Annotated in this window: 13 protein-coding genes; 8 read left to right on the top strand and 5 right to left on the bottom strand. The window is 62.7% G+C overall.

What is annotated here, in order from left to right; all coding sequences use genetic code 11:
• Nucleotides 1–62 precede the first annotated feature (62 nt).
• Nucleotides 63–776: a GntR family transcriptional regulator gene (locus AD666_RS22145; RefSeq protein WP_053156821.1), complete on the top strand. Its 714-nt coding sequence runs from the start codon at nucleotides 63–65 to the stop codon at nucleotides 774–776.
• A 33-nt stretch (nucleotides 777–809) separates the two neighbouring features.
• Here the strand turns inward: AD666_RS22145 and AD666_RS22140 are convergent, their stop codons facing one another.
• Together AD666_RS22140 and AD666_RS22135 are read right to left on the bottom strand one after the other, a co-directional pair.
• The gene (locus AD666_RS22140) at nucleotides 810–1,760 is read right to left on the bottom strand and encodes a PDR/VanB family oxidoreductase (protein ID WP_053156818.1); all 951 of its coding nucleotides are present in this window, start codon (nucleotides 1,758–1,760) and stop codon (nucleotides 810–812) included.
• Complete coding sequence (locus AD666_RS22135) at nucleotides 1,757–2,842, bottom strand: aromatic ring-hydroxylating dioxygenase subunit alpha (protein ID WP_053156816.1); 1,086 nt, start codon at nucleotides 2,840–2,842, stop codon at nucleotides 1,757–1,759. Before AD666_RS22135 ends, AD666_RS22140 begins: the two co-directional genes overlap by 4 nt.
• A gap of 212 nt (nucleotides 2,843–3,054) precedes the next feature.
• Between AD666_RS22135 and AD666_RS22130 the strand changes: the two genes are divergently transcribed.
• From AD666_RS22130 to AD666_RS22115, 4 genes are all read left to right on the top strand, one after another.
• Nucleotides 3,055–3,480, top strand: a complete 426-nt coding sequence (locus AD666_RS22130) for a heme-binding protein (protein WP_053156813.1) — start codon at nucleotides 3,055–3,057, stop codon at nucleotides 3,478–3,480.
• Nucleotides 3,481–3,591: 111 nt separating this feature from the next.
• On the top strand, nucleotides 3,592–4,428 hold the full coding sequence (locus AD666_RS22125; RefSeq protein WP_053156811.1) for an AraC family transcriptional regulator: 837 nt from the start codon (nucleotides 3,592–3,594) through the stop codon (nucleotides 4,426–4,428).
• 53 nt (nucleotides 4,429–4,481) lie between these two features.
• Nucleotides 4,482–5,084 carry a LysE family translocator gene (locus tag AD666_RS22120; RefSeq protein WP_053156808.1) on the top strand — a complete coding sequence of 201 codons (603 nt, stop codon included), beginning with the start codon at nucleotides 4,482–4,484 and terminating at the stop codon, nucleotides 5,082–5,084.
• Nucleotides 5,085–5,221: 137 nt separating this feature from the next.
• Nucleotides 5,222–10,348: a leucine-rich repeat domain-containing protein gene (locus AD666_RS22115; RefSeq protein WP_053156805.1), complete on the top strand. Its 5,127-nt coding sequence runs from the start codon at nucleotides 5,222–5,224 to the stop codon at nucleotides 10,346–10,348.
• 30 nt (nucleotides 10,349–10,378) lie between these two features.
• On the opposite strand, the gene AD666_RS22110 is transcribed toward AD666_RS22115, so the two are convergent.
• Together AD666_RS22110 and AD666_RS22105 are read right to left on the bottom strand one after the other, a co-directional pair.
• Nucleotides 10,379–11,317, bottom strand: a complete 939-nt coding sequence (locus AD666_RS22110) for a class I SAM-dependent methyltransferase (protein ID WP_053156802.1) — start codon at nucleotides 11,315–11,317, stop codon at nucleotides 10,379–10,381.
• Between the two features lie 58 nt (nucleotides 11,318–11,375).
• Nucleotides 11,376–12,056 (bottom strand): murein L,D-transpeptidase catalytic domain family protein, encoded by a 681-nt coding sequence (locus AD666_RS22105; RefSeq protein WP_053158805.1) that lies wholly within the window; start codon nucleotides 12,054–12,056, stop codon nucleotides 11,376–11,378.
• 165 nt (nucleotides 12,057–12,221) lie between these two features.
• Here AD666_RS22105 and AD666_RS22100 point away from each other — a divergent pair, with 165 nt between their 5' ends.
• Nucleotides 12,222–13,793, top strand: coding sequence for a murein L,D-transpeptidase (locus tag AD666_RS22100; protein WP_053156799.1), 1,572 nt, complete (start codon nucleotides 12,222–12,224; stop codon nucleotides 13,791–13,793).
• Here the strand turns inward: AD666_RS22100 and AD666_RS22095 are convergent.
• Nucleotides 13,790–14,431: an NAD(P)H-dependent oxidoreductase gene (locus tag AD666_RS22095; RefSeq protein WP_053156797.1), complete on the bottom strand. Its 642-nt coding sequence runs from the start codon at nucleotides 14,429–14,431 to the stop codon at nucleotides 13,790–13,792. The two genes, AD666_RS22100 and AD666_RS22095, sit on opposite strands and share 4 nt — an antisense overlap.
• A 99-nt stretch (nucleotides 14,432–14,530) precedes the next feature.
• Between AD666_RS22095 and AD666_RS22090 the strand changes: the two genes are divergently transcribed.
• Together AD666_RS22090 and AD666_RS22085 are read left to right on the top strand one after the other, a co-directional pair.
• The gene (locus tag AD666_RS22090; protein ID WP_053156795.1) at nucleotides 14,531–15,157 is read left to right on the top strand and encodes a TetR/AcrR family transcriptional regulator; all 627 of its coding nucleotides are present in this window, start codon (nucleotides 14,531–14,533) and stop codon (nucleotides 15,155–15,157) included.
• Nucleotides 15,158–15,344: 187 nt separating this feature from the next.
• Entirely contained in the window at nucleotides 15,345–16,868 is a 1,524-nt protein-coding gene (locus tag AD666_RS22085; RefSeq protein ID WP_053156793.1) for an alpha-amylase family glycosyl hydrolase, read from the top strand.
• Nucleotide 16,869: the final 1 nt, after the last annotated feature.

The raw sequence follows: 16,869 nt of genomic DNA, 5'->3' as shown, positions 1-16,869 counted from the left end.
CCGTGACACCCAGTCCCAGGCCTTCTACTATGGCGGCTGTCTTTCTCCCTGGAAGTCTGTGGATGAGTAAGCCCGGCCAAACGGTGCTGGTTGCATTGCGCAAAATGATCGCCTCCGGTGAGCTGGCGGCTGGTGAGCGGCTGATGGAGATTCCTACCGCGCAGTTGTTCGGTGTTTCGCGGATGCCCGTGCGCATGGCGTTCCGGACCCTGGAGCAGGAAGGGCTGCTGGTGCGCTTTGGCGGTCGGGGATTTCAGGTGCGTTCGGTCAGCGCCGAGGACATTGCCGGTGCCGTCGAGGTGCGCGGCGTGCTCGAAGGCCTGGCGGCCCGGCAGACGGCCGAGCGTGGCCTGTCCGAAGAGGCTCGTGCCACGCTCGAACGATGCCTGGTGCAGGGTGATGAGTTGTTCGCCAAGGGTTATGTGACCGAGGAAGACCTGGAGGTCTATCACGACCTCAACATGCGCTTTCACCAGGTGATCGTCGAAGGCAGCCACAACCCGGCGATTGCCGACGCGCTTGCCCGCAACGACCATCTGCCATTCGCTTCGGTGACCGCACTGGCGGTAGACCGGCAGAACATGGCCGCCGAGTATCGTCGCTTCAACTATGCCCACATGCAGCATCACTCGGTGTTCGACGCCTTGATCCATCGCCAGGGCGCCCGGGCCGAGGCGATCATGCGCGAGCATGCCAACGCGACTTTGCGCTACGCGCAGGTGTTCGGCTCGACCCTGGCCGATGAGCGGATGAAGGTGATTCTTCGTCCGCAGTGAACATGAGTGCCTTTGTGGGAGGTGTTCGGAGTGTTATAGGTCCAACACCAGCACCGCTGTCTTCGACCGCGAACAGCAAGGCGTGAACTGATCGTTGCACGCCTGTTCGGCCTCGGTGAGGAACAGGTCGCGATGGTCCGGCACGCCTTCCAGCACCCGGGTCAGGCAAGTGCCGCAGACACCTTGTTCGCAGGAAATCGGAATGTCGATGCCGTGGCTTTCCAGCACCTGCACCACGCTGCGGTCCGCCGGGATCTCGAACACCTGACCACTGCTGGCAAGCTTCACCGAAAAGCGCCCATCGTCGCGTGTGTCGGTGGGGGTGGCGGCGAAGTATTCGCGGTGCAGGCAGGTGTCGTTCCATCCCTGGGCTCTGGCGGTGTCCAGTACATGTTGCATGAAGCCGCCGGGGCCGCACACATAGAGATGTACCTCGTTATCGGGTGCCGACAGTACTCGGGCGGCATCCAGCGCCGTTTCAGGCGCTTCGTCGAAATGCAGAAACACCCGGTCGGCATACGGCGACTGGCGCAGGCGCTCCAGGAAGGCTGCCCGCTCCCGGGATCGGGCGCAGTAATGCAACTCGAACGATGCGCCACTCTGGGCCAGATGCTCGGCCATGCACAGGATCGGCGTGATGCCGATGCCTCCGGCAAACAGCAGGTGGTGTCGGGCCTGGATTGCGAGGGGAAACAGGTTGCGCGGTTCGCTGATGTGCAATCGTGCGCCCGGCAGGATCTGTTCATGCAAGCTGCGGGAACCGCCTCGTGACGTCGGGTCCTTGAGTACGCCGATGAGGTAGCGATGCCGTTCCTCCGGGTGGTTGCACAGCGAGTACTGGCGAATCAGGCCGCCGGGCAGGTGCACATCGATATGCGCGCCGGCGGTGAACGTCGGCAGCGGCCTCCCATCGACAGGTGCCAGCTCATAGCTGCAGATGTCCAGGGCTTCGTCGCGCCGGGCAGAGACCTGGACCTCGATCATGGCCGCAGCTCCCCGAGTTGAGGTTGGCGGGTGTTGGCGATCAATCCGGCCTGGGTTTCCCGTTCACGAGCGATCCAGCGCTCCAGCACCCGCCGCGATTGCACGCCGCCGGCATCGATGTTGAGCTTGAGCAGGTTACGTTGCGGGTGATCCAGCAGATTGCGCTGTTGACGCTCCAGCATTTCCAGGTCTTCGCTGAAAATCTTGCCCTGACCTTCACGAATGGTGGCGGTGAGGGCTTCGTCCTGGGGCTGGAAATTCCGGGCCATGCCCCAGAAGTACCAGATGGACGTCTCGGTTTCCGGCGTAATGAAATCCACCACGATGCTCGACGCCTTGAACTGTGGCGCCGCGTGGTAGCCACCGTTACCGGCGTGGGCGACGCCGACTTCGATCATGACATGGCTGGGTGGGGTGAAGCGGCAGATCTGCCAGCGATCCACGGGCACGTCGTCGGCCAGGTTGTTGCCACGCAGGGCCATGCGCCAGAAGGGCGGGGCCATGATGTTTTCCATGTGCCGGGCAGTAATCACTTCGTCGCCTTCCACCGTGGTAATCGGTGGCGCTTCATCGATTTCCTTCTGGCCGATGCTCGACGCGTGCACGTAGGTTTCGTGGGTCAGGTCCATCAGGTTGTCGATCATCAGACGGTAATCGCAATTGATATGAAACAGCCCCCCGCCATAGGCCCATTCGTCGCTCTCCGCCCATTCCAGCGGATGGATCAGCGCCGGATCGGCCTGTGCCTGGTCACCGGGCCAGACCCAGATAAACCCATGACACTCCTGCACCGCAAAGGTCTTGTTGCAAGGGAAACCACGTACGCGCTGTCCCGGCATCTCGACGGTCTTGCCGTCGCACCCCATCACCAGGCCGTGATAACCGCACACCAGATTGCCGTTCTCGACATACCCCAGGGACAGCGGGGCGCCACGGTGAGGGCAGAAGTCCTCCACGGCTGCGACCTTGCCTCCGTGTCCACGGTAGAACACCATTTTTTCACCGCAGATCTGCCGGCCCAGTGGTTTGCCGGCGATTTCATCGGGGGTGCACGCAACGTACCAGGCGTTCTTGGGATACATGAGGGATCTCCAGGGCGATTTGTTTTTGTGGATCCATTAAGTCTCTTAACTAGTTTTTCTGTCAATGTTTTCCTGATGAATTCGTCGATATTGGGTTTTAATGGATCCATTGGCTCCGTGGTGGTCTGGTTGAACCAATCCGCGCGGGGTTGGCTCGAAAGATTGCGAAGCCATACTTTCACGCACCCTTGCGTTGCACTGCGGAGTGATTGATGAAGAATCAAGCGGTACTGACAGAACAAGATGTCGCGCAATTGCTGGTGGCTGCCAAGGAGCTGGCGCACCAGCGTCAATGGGCGGTGTCGGTCTGTGTCGTGGACGAAGGAGGCCATCCGTTGGGGCTGTTGCGCTTGGATGATGCTTCACCGTTATCGACCTACATTGCCCTGGAAAAAGCCCGTACCGCTGCCATGGGCCGGCGTGACAGCAAGTTTTACGAAGACATGATCAATGGTGGTCGCCATGCTTTCCTCAGCGCACCGCATCTGCATGGGATGCTCGAAGGTGGCGTGGTCATCCGGCATGACGGACGGTGCATCGGCGCCATTGGGGTGTCCGGGGTCAAGGCCGAACAGGACGCCGAACTGGCGCGGCTGGCGGTGGGAACCGTGCTGCCGATGCTTTCGCCCGATGCGTGATGAGCGTCGACTGACATCAATCTCCCACGGCGCGTTTGCACAAATGTTCCAGACGCCGTCCCCCGCAGCGGTTAATCTGCTGCGAGCCAATGACTCAAGACAGGGCGACTCATGACTTCGCGTAACTGGATCGATCTCAAGCAGGACGCCACGTCCGGTATCGAGACCGTGCGTGCGCATTTCGAAGGGCATGCGTATGACCCCCATTGGCACGATGCCTACCTGGTGGGCGTGACCGAGCAGGGCGTGCAGCAGTTCCATTGCCGTCGCCAGCAGCACAACAGCACGCCGGGCCAGGTGTTCCTGCTCGAGCCGGGCGAGATTCACGACGGCAATGCCCCTCACGCGAGCGGTTTTACTTACCGAACGTTGTATCTGCAGCCCCACTGGTTGGAGCGGGAGCTGCGCTCGCTGTTCGACGTGGCGCCGGATAACGCGCAGCTCGGCTTCGCCGCCACGCTCGCACAGGACGCGCAACTGGCCCACGCCACGGCCGTTGCGTTCCAGAGCCTGCACCAGCGGGAAATCCGCATCGTACGCCAGACCGCCCTCGACACCTTGCTGGCTGACCTGACCCGGCATCTGCACTGGCGGGCACGGATCAATCCCGATCCACGGCTACCACTGGTAGCGCAGCAGGCGCGTGATTATTTGCACAGCCACCTGGGCGATGACATCGGCCTGGATGACCTGGCACAGGCCACCGGCGTGGATCGCTTTCGCCTGACCCGTGCCTTCAAGGCCGCGTTCGGACTGGCGCCCCATGCCTATCTGATCCAATTGCGACTGGCCCGCGCCAGGCGTTTGCTGGCACGGGGCGAGAGCGTCGTGACGGTGGCCGCCTTGCTCGGGTTTGCCGATCAGAGTCACTTGGGCCGCTGGTTCCAGCGTGCCTATCGCATGACTCCTGCGCACTACCGCAAGCGCTGCTCAAACGTTCCAGACTGAACGACGCCTCATCGGGATGATCGAGCCACGATCATTCACCGAGACGTTGTTCCATGGATCAGTTACTGCCGTTTGCCTTGTTCGCGTTTGTCGCCTCCATCACCCCGGGCCCCACCAATATCCTGGTCTTGAGCCACAGCTCGCGTTTCGGCCTGCCGACTACCTTGCCGATCATCCTGGGGGCCTGCGCGGCAGCGGCGTTGCTGGTGCTGTTGGTCGGCACCGGGCTGGGGGACGTGCTGGCGCGCCATGGGACGATCCAGACAGGGCTGTCCTGGGCCGGCATCGCCTGGTTGAGTTGGATGGCCTGGCAGATTTTCAGCGCACCGGCCCAGGCCATCGACCCTGAACATCCCGTCGAAGGCCCTCGACTCGGGCTGGCTGGGGCGGCGGCGTTGCAGTTGGTCAACCCGAAAACCTGGATGATGGCCCTGGCGGTGGTCAGCGTTTTTGCCGGCAGCGAGATCGATCGCACGGCGCGGGTGCTCTGGTTGTCCCTGGCGTTCTTTGCGATTTCGATTCCTTGCATGACCGTCTGGGCCTACCTGGGGCTCGGCGCGGCGCGATTCTGCCGTTCCGCCGAGGCGATGGGCCGGTTCAACCGGGTCATGGCGGTACTGTTGCTGTTGTCGGCGTGGCTGACGCTGGTGGTGTGAGGGGCAGGGTGGTCTGCAACCCCTTGCAACGGTTGTAAGGTTCCCAAGGACAGGCGTTTCCGAGAGCATCATCCGCGCCTCGGCTCAGGTGTGTGACCTGACCGATTTCCAATCGCCCCCAAGGATGGAGGTTCACCATGTCTACCCTCGATACCCATGTCGAGTTTATCCAGGCCAGGCTGCCCGCCTGGCTGAAAAAAGCCTCACGACCCCGGCAGGAACGCTTCAGGACGCTCACCCGGCAATTACAGCGCGACAGCGACGCGCTCAACGCCTTGTTGATCGGCCTGACACCTCCGGAGATTTTTGCCGCGAACCTGTTGCAGGCCCAGCCGGAGGTGCAGGCCTGGCGTCCGGTCAATGGCAGCCGGAGCGCGGCGGAGGCGGTCCGCCGGGCGCGGGTCAAGCGTGGTCCCTACGTCACCGATCCCTCGTTGTCGGTGATCCAGGCCGCCATGCGCAACTATCCGCCGGCCGATGCGCTCACCGGCGGCGATTTCGATAAAAACGGCAAACTCTATATCCAGGGCCGACGTGGCGAGTTCACCCGCTGGGGGGCCTCCTCCGATATCCCGGCGCTGCCGATCACCCCTGCCAGCTTTGCGGCGCTCTGCCGGCGCGTGGACGTGGGCGGCGCGTACCAGCGCCTTCTGGAAAACCACTTGCCACGTATCGGCACCGAGGTTCCCGCCGTTGCCAAGGCCTACATCACCTATGCGCGCAGCCTGCTGGCCTATGACGCTTATGAGGCGAAACTGGACGGTCGCCTGGACGAAACCGGAGAGCGCCTGCTGGCCCATGCCGGGGTCAGGCTGCACGATAACGTCGTCGCCCTCGGCTGTGAGATCAAGTCGCTCCAGGTGCTGACGGTGCCGCTCTTCGGTGCGCGCGTGTACTGGGGGCTGGAGGGGGACGCCAAGGGCAATCGCCCGGTGGTCCTGCACTTGCCCCATGATGTGGTGGCGCCCGTCAAGCAGTTCCACAGCATCCAGGCCATGGCGGCGCATTTGACCGAACGGCTGCGCAAGCGCAGCTACCGCGAGAGCTTGATGCGTTATTTCCCGGAGCGCCTGCGGGCGCGCATCGGCGCGACCCTGCACGATCAGGTGGAGTGGGAGATCAAGGATAACCCCAATCTCTTCCAGGAGATCCATGCCCGTATCGAAGGGTGGCGCGAGGGCGAGCCGGGGGAGGGGGGAGACAGTCGTCGCGTTCGCGTTCCAACTCCCCATGTAGCCTGGGATGTAGGCGATGTGCGCGGGGATCACTGGCACGACCGCTACCGTGAATGGCGCGCCCACACGCTGGCCAACGCTTCGGCGCTGATGGTGCCGACCCGTGACCAGGATTGGCAAGCCTGGATGGCCCGGCTCGAGTATTGGGAAAGCCTGGCCGAGCGCTCGCTGATGCTCGCCGCCAGCTTCATCCCGTTTTGTGCCCCGGTGGGGATGGCGGCGGCAGCGGTGGGCGGCGTCCGCCTGATCTATGAAGTATTCGAGGGGATCCAGGCTTTCAACGAGCGGCATGCTCAGGAAGGGATCGATCACATCTTCAACGTGTTGTTCGGTATCGCCCAGGGCGCTTACCTGGGGTTCGTCGGCGGCGCAGTGGAGCCCATGCCGATGCGTGACGGTAGCACGCGACTCTGGAATGGCGATCTCACCCCGTACCGGGCGCGACGCTTGCCGCCTGTGGAAGCCGAGCAGGATGCCTGGGGTGTCTGGCGTACCGAGGACGAAGCGTGGGTACAAATCGAGGGGCATTATTACGAAGTGCAGGGCAGGCGCGATGCAATGAGCCTGCGCTTACCCGCCGAGCACCGGGGCGTGACGCCGCTTCTGGAATGGAGCCGTGGCCGCGGCTGGCAGTGGGCGCACCGCAACCCGTTACAGCGGAACAGTCTGGAACTGCTGCGAAATTTTGCCGAGACGCCCGACGAACTGAACGACGACAGGATTCTGATCGTGCAACGGCAGGCCGGCGCCAGCGAAGATCACCTGCGGTACTTGCAAATGAACGGGCAGCCGATGCCGGCGCTGCTCGCCGATGCCCTGGATGAAGCTCGTAACTGGCAATGGGTGCAGCAGGCCATCGGGCATTTGCGCCGTGGCGAATCGCCTGGGGCCTTGCATTATCAGATAGCCCATACACTGGCGGACTTGCCCGGCTGGCCAGGAAAACTGGCGCTGCGCTACCGGGATGGCCTGGGGGTTCATCTCCGGGGGGAAGCAGCCGCTACGCGAATCCTGGACCTGAGCAGTATGGATCTGGAGCAGGACGCCTGGGCGGATCATATCCTCGCCGGCTTGAGCGTGGATGAGCGGGACAGGTTATTGGGGCAAAGCACCATTGGCCCGCGCCCGGCCGAGCTCAGCGACCTGTTGGCGGGGCACTGGGCCGATCATCTGGAGCGCCACGCCGGGCAGTTGAGTTCGGCCATGGTCCGACCCGATGAACTCGATCCGCTGGCGGCCCCCGTGGCTCTGGCTTTCAAGAGCCTGTCGCGCTCCATGGCCAACGAACTTGCCCGGCAATCCCATGGCCAGGAGCGGTTGCGCCTGCGGGAGGGCCGGGTGACGGGAAGCCTGGGCAAACTGTGCGCGCAGGCTCAGGATGAACTGCGCCTGACCCGGGTCCTGCGTAACCTGGAGCGTGGCGAAAGCAGTGCCGATCGGGACCGGATCGTCATGGGGCTGTTGGGTGATCTACCGGAGTTGCGGGGCAAGCTGCACCTTCGCCTGTTCTCGCGGGAGCTGGAGCAGCCGCTGGAAATGGGCGCGGACGGGCCGTTGAAAGTCATTCGTCAGGACGGTGAAGAATACCTTTCTTTCGACCAGGAAGGCGTTGAGCTGGCTGCGGTTCGGAGCCTGGAGGAAGCCTTGCTCAGGGCGATGTCGGACGAGGCTCGCAATGCACTGGGCTTGAATATCTGGGACGCGGCCCGGTTCCGCAAGAAACTGCTCGACCTGGCCCTCGATGATCGGCAGGGCCTGCGGCCGTACCTGTCGCTCAAGCGCCTCGACGGCGGTGCATATTCCCCGCAATGGCTGAACGGGAGCCTGGGTTATCCGCTCAGTGGCCGCGGGCGGCTGCCATTGCTGCGTTGGCGTGCGAGCCTCGCGGCGCGTCTGGAACAGTTATTTCCCTACTACGCCGGTGATGCCCTGGAAAGGCTCCAGTGGAGCTTGACCGAGCAGGCCGAGCGCGAAGGTATCAGTCTGGATGATCTGGTCGCCCGGTTGGGCAATGAGTGGGCCACGCTGGATACCGCGTTGCAACAATGGGAGCTTTTCGAGGGCGTCCATCATCCCGTCGAGAATGAGTACGCACGTGCGGATGTGCTCTTCAGTCGCCAGAGCGTGGCGAAGGAAATCCGTCGTGCATGGCGGCGAGAACCCGAGCCGGGCAGGGACGACAGTGAACTGATACTGCGCCTGTCCGGATGGGATATCGGCCGGCTTCCTCCCGTCAGCGTACGTTTCGACCATATCGAGGAATTGACCCTGGCCCATATGAACCTGGACCAGGACCCCTCTGATTTCCTGAGGTTGTTCCCCAATCTCGATACGTTGCGCCTGCATGGCAATAAACTCACCGCGGTGCCCGTGGCGGTGGGAGAGTTTCCGTCGTTGATAGAGCTTGCGCTGGGGGCGAATCCGCTCAACATAGATGCCAATGTCTTTGCTCCGCTCCTGGGCGAAGATCGGGCAATCAACCTGCGGGAGCTGCACTTGTCGCAGATCAGCAGCGCAGGGGATGCAGTTGTCAGTGCCCGTATGGTCGCGGCCATCGGCCGTCTGGCCGAGCTGCCCGCGCTGCGTGAGCTGGTATGGTCGGACAACCTGAACTTCACCATCGAGGAGCTGCAGGCCATCACCGCCTTGCCCGGACTACAGGGTTTGGATCTGGTGCGCTGTGGTCTGCGCCTGGATGAAGAGGGCAGCGCGTTCCTGCGTGCCGCCACGGACCTGCAGGATTTGCGCTTGAGTGGCAATAATTGCCGCGAACTGCCTGATCTGCCGGAACTCACATCCCTCACTGAGCTGGAGCTGGCCAACGCCGGGCTCGATCGGGTACCGCCCCTGGCGTTGAGAGTGCTCTCGAGGCCCTCGAGCGATCCGATTTTCGTTGACCTGAAAGGGAACCGCATCACCCACATCCAGGATGATCTGATCCCCGCCCTCGAGGCCATGCCAAGGGAGAATGTCCTCGGGTTGTGGTTGGAGGATAACCCGTTGCCCAGCGCTCAGATTCAGCTCCTTCGTGCCCTGGACGCCGAAGCTTTCCGTTATACCGTCGATGACTGGCTCAACATCTTTCCCGACCTTCAGCGAGCCCTGGAAGCCGCTCGCGACGACGCGGGGGGACGCCGTTTCATCGATTGGTTCAGCGGCGCCATCCGCGATGCCGATGCCGAAGCGCCCGGCGGACTGTCACTTGGCGAGCGCCAGAGGGCCGCGGCCATCCTGCAGTTCTATATCGGCTCTCCGGCGCTTTACCCGGAACTGGCCACACGGTTGGCGGATTTCGATCTGCAATTGGGCCAACTGCGTACGCGCCTGCAAGCGCGCGTCCTGGACAGGCAACCACCGGATATCGCCGAACTGGAGCTACACTTTCTATCGTTCGAGTCGATCCAGCGCTCGCGCCTTGAACCCCAGAGCGTGCCTTTCGCGAGATTCCTGGGGGACCACTACAGCTATTGGAACCAGGTCCTGACGACCCGTTATCCCAATGCCGCGCAGCGTTACGCCGCGATTACCCGTGACGCGTACATCGACTGGCTAAGCGACGCCCAGGATACGTTCAACAGCAACGACCATGCGCCGCGGGTAGGGGAAATGACCTGGCGTCCGTACCTGGGATTGATGTCCCATGAGTGGCCCGAAGGACTGGCGATCTGGGACCGTGTTGAGGAGGACCTGGTGGATGCTTTCAGCGAGCCCGTGGACCCGTCCCGTTGGCCTCGGGTACTGCTGGATAATCTCGCCCGGCCGGAAGCAGGCCTGCCCAGTGCCCTGGAGGAAGTACCGCAAGCCAACGGAACGGTGTGGCGCCGCGTCGGCCTCGAAGGCGTGGCGGATGTGAACTGGGCCGCCGGGGAGCCGGTGATGCTCACCGAAGACCAGTTGCGGCGAACCATGGCGATCTATCGTTCGGTCAAGAGCCGGGAGATCGAAGCGTTGGTGCGTCGCTTGACGACCGAACTGGTGGATCCCTGGTGGCCATTGCGACCGGCATCGCCGGCAGCTCCAACCGCCTGATGAAGCTGCCTGACTACCGCCCAGCGGCCGTCAGGTAGCCTGGAACACCAGGGCTTTCAGGCCACAAGCGATATCGGCGTCGGGAAACTCCGGCGGATTATCCAGGCGCCGCACGAAGGCCAGCCCCGGTGCTTCCCGGGTAACGCCTTCGATGAGGAAATCCGGACCTGTTGCAGGATCGTTGCTGCAGGCCAGGACCGTACCCTGGGGCGTCAGCAGTTCCGGTAGCCGACGCAGCACGCGTTGGTAGTCCTTGGTCAGCAGGAAACTGCCTTTCTGGAACGTAGGCGGGTCGATAATGACCAGGTCGTAGGGGCCGTTGTTGATCACCTTACCCCAGGACTTGAACAGGTCATGCCCCAGGAAGCTGACCTGGTTCAGGTCATGGCCGTTCAGGCGATGGTTGTCGCGGCCACGACTCAGGGCCGCACGGGACATGTCCAGGTTCACCACATGCCGGGCGCCCCCTGCGATGGCCGCCACCGAGAAGCCGCAGGTGTAAGCGAACAGATTGAGCACCCGCTTGCCGTCAGCATTGGCCCTCACCCAGTCGCGACCGTAGCGCATGTCCAGGAACAGTCCATTGTTCTGCTTCTTGCCCAGGTCAATCCGATAGCGCAGGCCACCTTCGGTGAGGGTCCATTCGTCGATCGGCTCGCCCACAAGCCATTGGGTGAGGCTTTGAGGGAGGTAGCGGTGTTGCACGGCCAGGGTATGGGCGGTGCTGTGCTGCCAGGCGGGCGAGGCGGCGAGGCATCTCAGCATCGAGAGCAGGTCTTCCAACTGCGCTGGTTCGGGTTCCTTGAACAGCGAAACCAGCACGATCCCTTGCAGCCAGTCGACGGTAATCTGCTCCAGCCCAGACCAGCAACGACCACGACCATGGAACAGACGCCGGGTTTCTTCGGGTACGGACGCCAGAGCGGTCAGCAAATGCGATTGCAGGGTTTGAAGGGCTTGAGGGTTCATCAGGCAACACCAGCGATTCGAAAGGCCGGCATTTTAACCACCGGCCGTTCGGGTGCAATCACCCCCCGCTGGTGGCGAGGATACTGGCGACCTGCTGTGGTTGGCAGTTGAGATAGGCCGAGCGCTTGAGCCAGCCCGGATCCGGGTACCAGGAAAACATGAATTGCCCGCCCTTGAGCTTGTCGATGACCTGGCGCGCCACCTGGGGCCGCACGGCGGGGCAGCCCTGGCTGCGTCCGATGCGTCCCTGGCGCAGGCTCCACAGGGGATTCACGTAATCGGCGGCATGGATCACGATGGCCCGATCCCGGGCCTGGTCATTGAAGCCCGGTTCAAGGCCATCCATGCGCAGCGAATAGCCATGGGTGCCTTGATAGCTTTCCTGGGTGCGAAACAACCCAAGGCTGGACTGGTAACTGCCCAGGCGATTGGAAAATTGCGTGGCGAAGTTTTCCCCGGACTTCTGCCCATGGGCCACCAGGTCGCGCAGGACCAGCTTCTTCTGGCGCAGGTCAAAGATCCACAGACGCCGGGCCGTGGACGGTTGGGAGTAGTCGATCACCGCGAGGTGGCGAGCCTGGCGCGCACCGTTTGCAACCGCGCACTGCATCGCGCTCAAGGCACTTTTGAGCGCCTGGGGATTGAGTTCCGGCGCGGCGTGGGCGAGGCTGTTGTAAAGCGTTTGAGAATTTGCCTTGTCGGCCAGTGCCGGACTGCACAAGACACCGAGGCCTGTCACGACCAGACAGAGTCGGCGAATGAAGGTCAGCGCGGATGAAAGGTTTCCAGGCAGAGAGAGAGTCGCGGCATCCCGTCCGTATTCGTTGGTTTGCATCATGATGGCGGGTCTTACCTGTCGCAAAGTTCACCGTCAACGAGACGGCCATGGATTGGAGTAAAGCAGTTGTTCAAAAAGTCCGTATGTTACTTGAGCCTTATATGGCTCGCTTCGCCATTGGTCGCGACGGCCGGTGACGTTTCGTTTGGCGAACCGGTCCCGGTGAGCACTACTCTGGCGCAATTGTCGGTTAACTGTCCGACGCTGGCGGCGGGTGTCGACTTTCCGACGATGCTGAGTTTGCAGGCGTTCTATGAGCAAAACGCAGGCCAGGCCGTCTGGTCGGGCGACGAACGACTCGCGGCGCTGCGAACCCAGTTGGAGCAGCTGGCCGATGATGGGCTGGAACCGTCCCGCTACAGCTGGCCGGCCACAGACGCCTCCGGGAATGCGGCCTGTATGGACATCGCCATCAGCCAACGTTACCTGCAAGCCTTGCATGACCTGCGTTTCGGCTACTTGCCCCAGGACCGGCTGGAACCGGTGTGGAAAGCCAATCCACAGCCACAGGACCGTCAGGCCACGGTGCTGGCAATCGCCGGGGCAGGGCTGCACGACCTGGCCGGCGCTTTCGAACAGGCCCGGCCGAGCCTGGCGTTGTATCGCAACTTGCGTCAGGTTTATGCCCGGCAACGGCAGCAGCCTATTGGCGATTGGCAGCCAGTACCCAGTGGCGCGCTGCTACAGCCGGACAAGCACGATGCTCGCGTCCCGGTCCTGGCCCAGCGGTTGTTCAACGAGGGTTATCTGAGTGAACTGCCGCCGGACCTTGACGAGCACTACGGCCCGACGCTGGTCGAAGCAATGAAAAGCTTTCAGCTCCAGCACTCGCTGCAAGCCGATGGGGTGGTCGGGCCATGGACCGTGACCGAGTTGAACATCAGCCCGGCCATGCGACGCGAACAGCTGCGCATCAACCTGGAGCGTATGCGTTGGATGGCCCAGGACCTGGAGCCGGACAGCGTCCTGGTCAACGTCGCTGCAGCCCAGTTGACGGTCTACCAGGGCGGGTTGCCGGTCTGGCAGACCCGTACCCAGGTCGGGCGAGCGGAGCGGGAAACGCCCTTGCTCAAATCCCGGGTCACGCGCCTGACGCTCAACCCCACCTGGACCATTCCCCCGACGATCCTGCGTGAAGACAAACTGCCCGAGATCCGCCGCGATCCGGAATTCCTCGGGCGGCAGAACCTGAGGATCATCGACAGGGACGGTCTGCCGCTGACGGCCGCCGATATCGACTGGGACCATCCCGGCGACCTCATGCTGCGCCAGGATCCCGGGCCGAAGAATCCGCTGGGCAAAATGGCAATCCGTTTTCCCAATCCGTTTTCGGTGTACCTGCATGACACCCCCAGCCAGGCGTTGTTCAACAAAGGGCCACGGGCGTTCAGTTCGGGCTGCGTGCGAATCGAACAAGTGATGCACCTGCGAGACCTGCTGCTCAGTCCCGCCGAACGCGCCCGCACCGACACGCTGTTGGCCAGCGAACAGACCCATGAGTTCAGGCTGGCCAGGCCCGTGCCGATCCTGATGAGCTATTGGACCGCGCAGGCCGACAGTCAGGGGCAGCCGGTGTATATCCCGGATATCTACAAGCGTGACGCTGCCCTGTCTGCTGCCGGGAGCCGTGCGCTTTAAACGGGCTGGACGCATTCGGCATCGGCGTGGGCCCATGCCGCTTCGCTCGAGCGAATAAACAACCGTTGGCCGAGGGCAAAGGCTGTTTCCAGGTGAATCGAGGGATCCAGCGTTTCCGATTCGAGCAAACGCTGAGAGCTCATCACTTGGGCACCGCAATAATCGAAGATGCCATGGTCGATCTGCGTGGTCATCGCCTCGTCATAGCCATGGCGTTGGAACGAATCGGCATCGGCACCACCGACGCCCACCAAGTGCACCCGCAAGCGTTGCAGTTGTTTGATGAACGGCTTGTCCAGACTGAAATCGAACGCCCAGCCGTTGGAGAAGACACGGTCGATCCAGCCCTTGAGCAACGCCGGCATCGACCACCAATAAATCGGATACACCAGAACCAGCGCTTCGGCACGGTCGATCCTGGCCTGTTCGGCCAGTACATCCGCGGGCGGCGAGGCTTCGCGGTGGTGTACCGCGTGGTCGGCGAACCCGAACCGTGGATCGAAGCCTTCGGCGGCCAGATCAGCGATTTCGAAGGTATCGGCGGGGTTGGCGTGGGCAATGCCCTCGGCGATTCTGGTAGCAATACTATGAGTCAGGGAGCGAGGGTCGTGATGGGCTACCACAATGAGTGCATGCATGGCGAAACTCCTGCTGTCACGCAAACCGCAAAGCGGTATGCTGGGGTTAAGTTACGTTTGGTAAGCTACTATTGGTAAGTTACGGTTGGTAAAGTAAGCATGTCAAGTCATGAGCAAAATCCATCTTCCGTTCCCCCTCGTCGTCGTCTCTCCAGGGAGGACCGGCAAAGGCAACTCCTGGACGTCGCCTGGCGATTGGTACGGGAAGAGGGCAGCGAAGCCTTGACCCTGGCGCGGCTCGCTGAACAGGCGGGGGTGACCAAGCCCATCGTGTATGACCATTTCCTTACCCGACCGGGGCTGCTGGCGGCGCTTTACCAGGATTACGATGCGCGCCAGACGGCGCTCATGGACGTCGCCCTGGAGGCGAGCGAAGCCACCCTGCAGGGGCGGGCCGCGGTCATTGCTTCGTCCTATGTCGATTGCGTGCAGCAACAGGGGCGGGAGATTCCGGGGGTCATCGCTGCGCTGGACAGTTCACCGGAGCTGGAGCGCATCAAGCGCGAATATGAGGCGATTTTCCTGGATAAATGCCGTGCCGTACTGGAGCCGTTCGCTGGCCCCAGGGGCATCGGCCAAGCGGGATTGCGGGCGATGCTCGGCGCCGCCGAAGCATTGTCCGACGCAGCAGCCAGTGGGGACATCAGCACGGACGAGGCCAAGGAAGAGCTGTTGCTGAATATTGTCGCGATGGTTGAACGGACCATCGACATTCCGGTCGCCTGACCCACCGCTATCGCGGGCAAGCCTTGCTCCCACAGGCTTGCTTCCGGAGCCACCGCGCAAAGACTTGGGCGCGAGCCAGAAAAAACGAACCCCGAGCGCGTTTCCCGGTTCTTAATTATGTCCAACACGGGGACACCTGGCGGGGCTGCGGTCTTGCCCATCCGACACCGCGACCAGAGGAGGCGACATGCCCAACTCCTTCCCTTCGCCCTGGTGGAAGAGCGCCGTGATCTATCAGGTATATCCCCGCTCGTTTGCCGATGCCAACGGCGATGGCATGGGAGACCTACCGGGCCTGACAGCGCGGCTGGAGCATCTGCAACACCTGGGTGTGGACGCCTTGTGGCTGTCGCCGGTCTTTCGTTCGCCCATGTGCGATGCCGGCTATGACATCTGCGACTACACCGACGTCGACCCGCTGTTCGGTACTCTCGCGGATCTGGACGAGTTGATTGCCCAGGCTCACGAGCGCGGCCTGAAGGTGCTGCTCGATTTCGTGCCCAACCACACCTCCGACCAGCACCCATGGTTCATCGAGTCCCGGTCCAGCCGCGACAACCCCAAGCGCGACTGGTACATCTGGCGTGACCAGCCCAACAACTGGCGCGCCTCCATCGATGGTGGCAGTGCCTGGACCTGGGACGAAACCAGCCAGCAGTATTACCTGCATTTTTTCCTGCCCCAGCAACCCGATCTCAACTGGCATAACCCAGAGGTTGTGGTCGCCATGCACCAGGTGCTGCATTTCTGGTTGACGCGCGGGGTGGACGGGTTTCGCATCGATGTGGTGCATTGCGTGGGCAAGGACCAGAGTTTCGCCGACGACCCGCGCTGCCTGGCCGGCGAACCCATGGTCAAGATCAACGACCAGCCCTACAGCCATGAAGTATTGCGCGGCCTGCGCCGGCTGGTGGATAGCTACCCTGGCGACCGGGTGCTGATCGGTGAGGTGAATATTCGTTCCACCGCCCAGGTAGCTGCCTATTACGGCGCCAGCGACGAATTGCACATGTCCTTCAATTTTCCGCCTTTGGACGCCCCCTGGGATCCGGTGGTGTTGCGCATGTGCATACGCGAGGTGGAAGCCGACCTCGGACCGTTGCAGGCTTGGCCGACCTGGGTGCTGTCCAATCACGACAACAGCCGTCATCGCAGCCGCTATGGCGGCTCCCTGCGCCGTGCCCGTGCGGCCGCCGTGATGTTGTTGACCTTGCGCGGCACGCCCTTCATCTACCAGGGCGAGGAACTGGGCCTGGAGGATACCGTCGTTACCGCCCGGACGCGCGTCGACCCTGGCGGGAGGGACGGCAGCCGGGCGCCATTGCCATGGACCGTCCAGGCACCCCATGGCTGGGGACCGACGCCTTGGCTGCCCTTTGCCGCGGATGCCGACGTGCTGTCAGTACAGGCCCAGGAGAGCGCCGTCGATTCCACCCTGGCGCTGTACCGACGGCTCCTGGCTTGTCGCAGGCGCAGCACGGCCTTGTGCCTGGGGGACTGGGAAGAGCTGCCGTCGCATCCACAGGTCCTGGCCTACCGGCGCCATCACGAGGCTGACGAAAGGTTGGTGTGCATCAATTTCGCCGACAGTGAACACGCCTTTCCCCTGGCCACCCCCTGGCGAGTGGAAATCGCCAGCGACGGGCAGGGCGAAGGCCAGCCGTTCAGCGGTCGATTGAACCCTGAGCAGGCGCTGATCCTGTGCCGTTGAG

It is taken from the genome of Pseudomonas sp. Pf153 (assembly GCF_001269775.1).
GTDB lineage: Bacteria > Pseudomonadota > Gammaproteobacteria > Pseudomonadales > Pseudomonadaceae > Aquipseudomonas > Aquipseudomonas uvaldensis.
The sequence above is the reverse complement of the archived record's forward strand: the minus strand, read 5'-3'. Positions and strand labels throughout refer to the sequence as shown.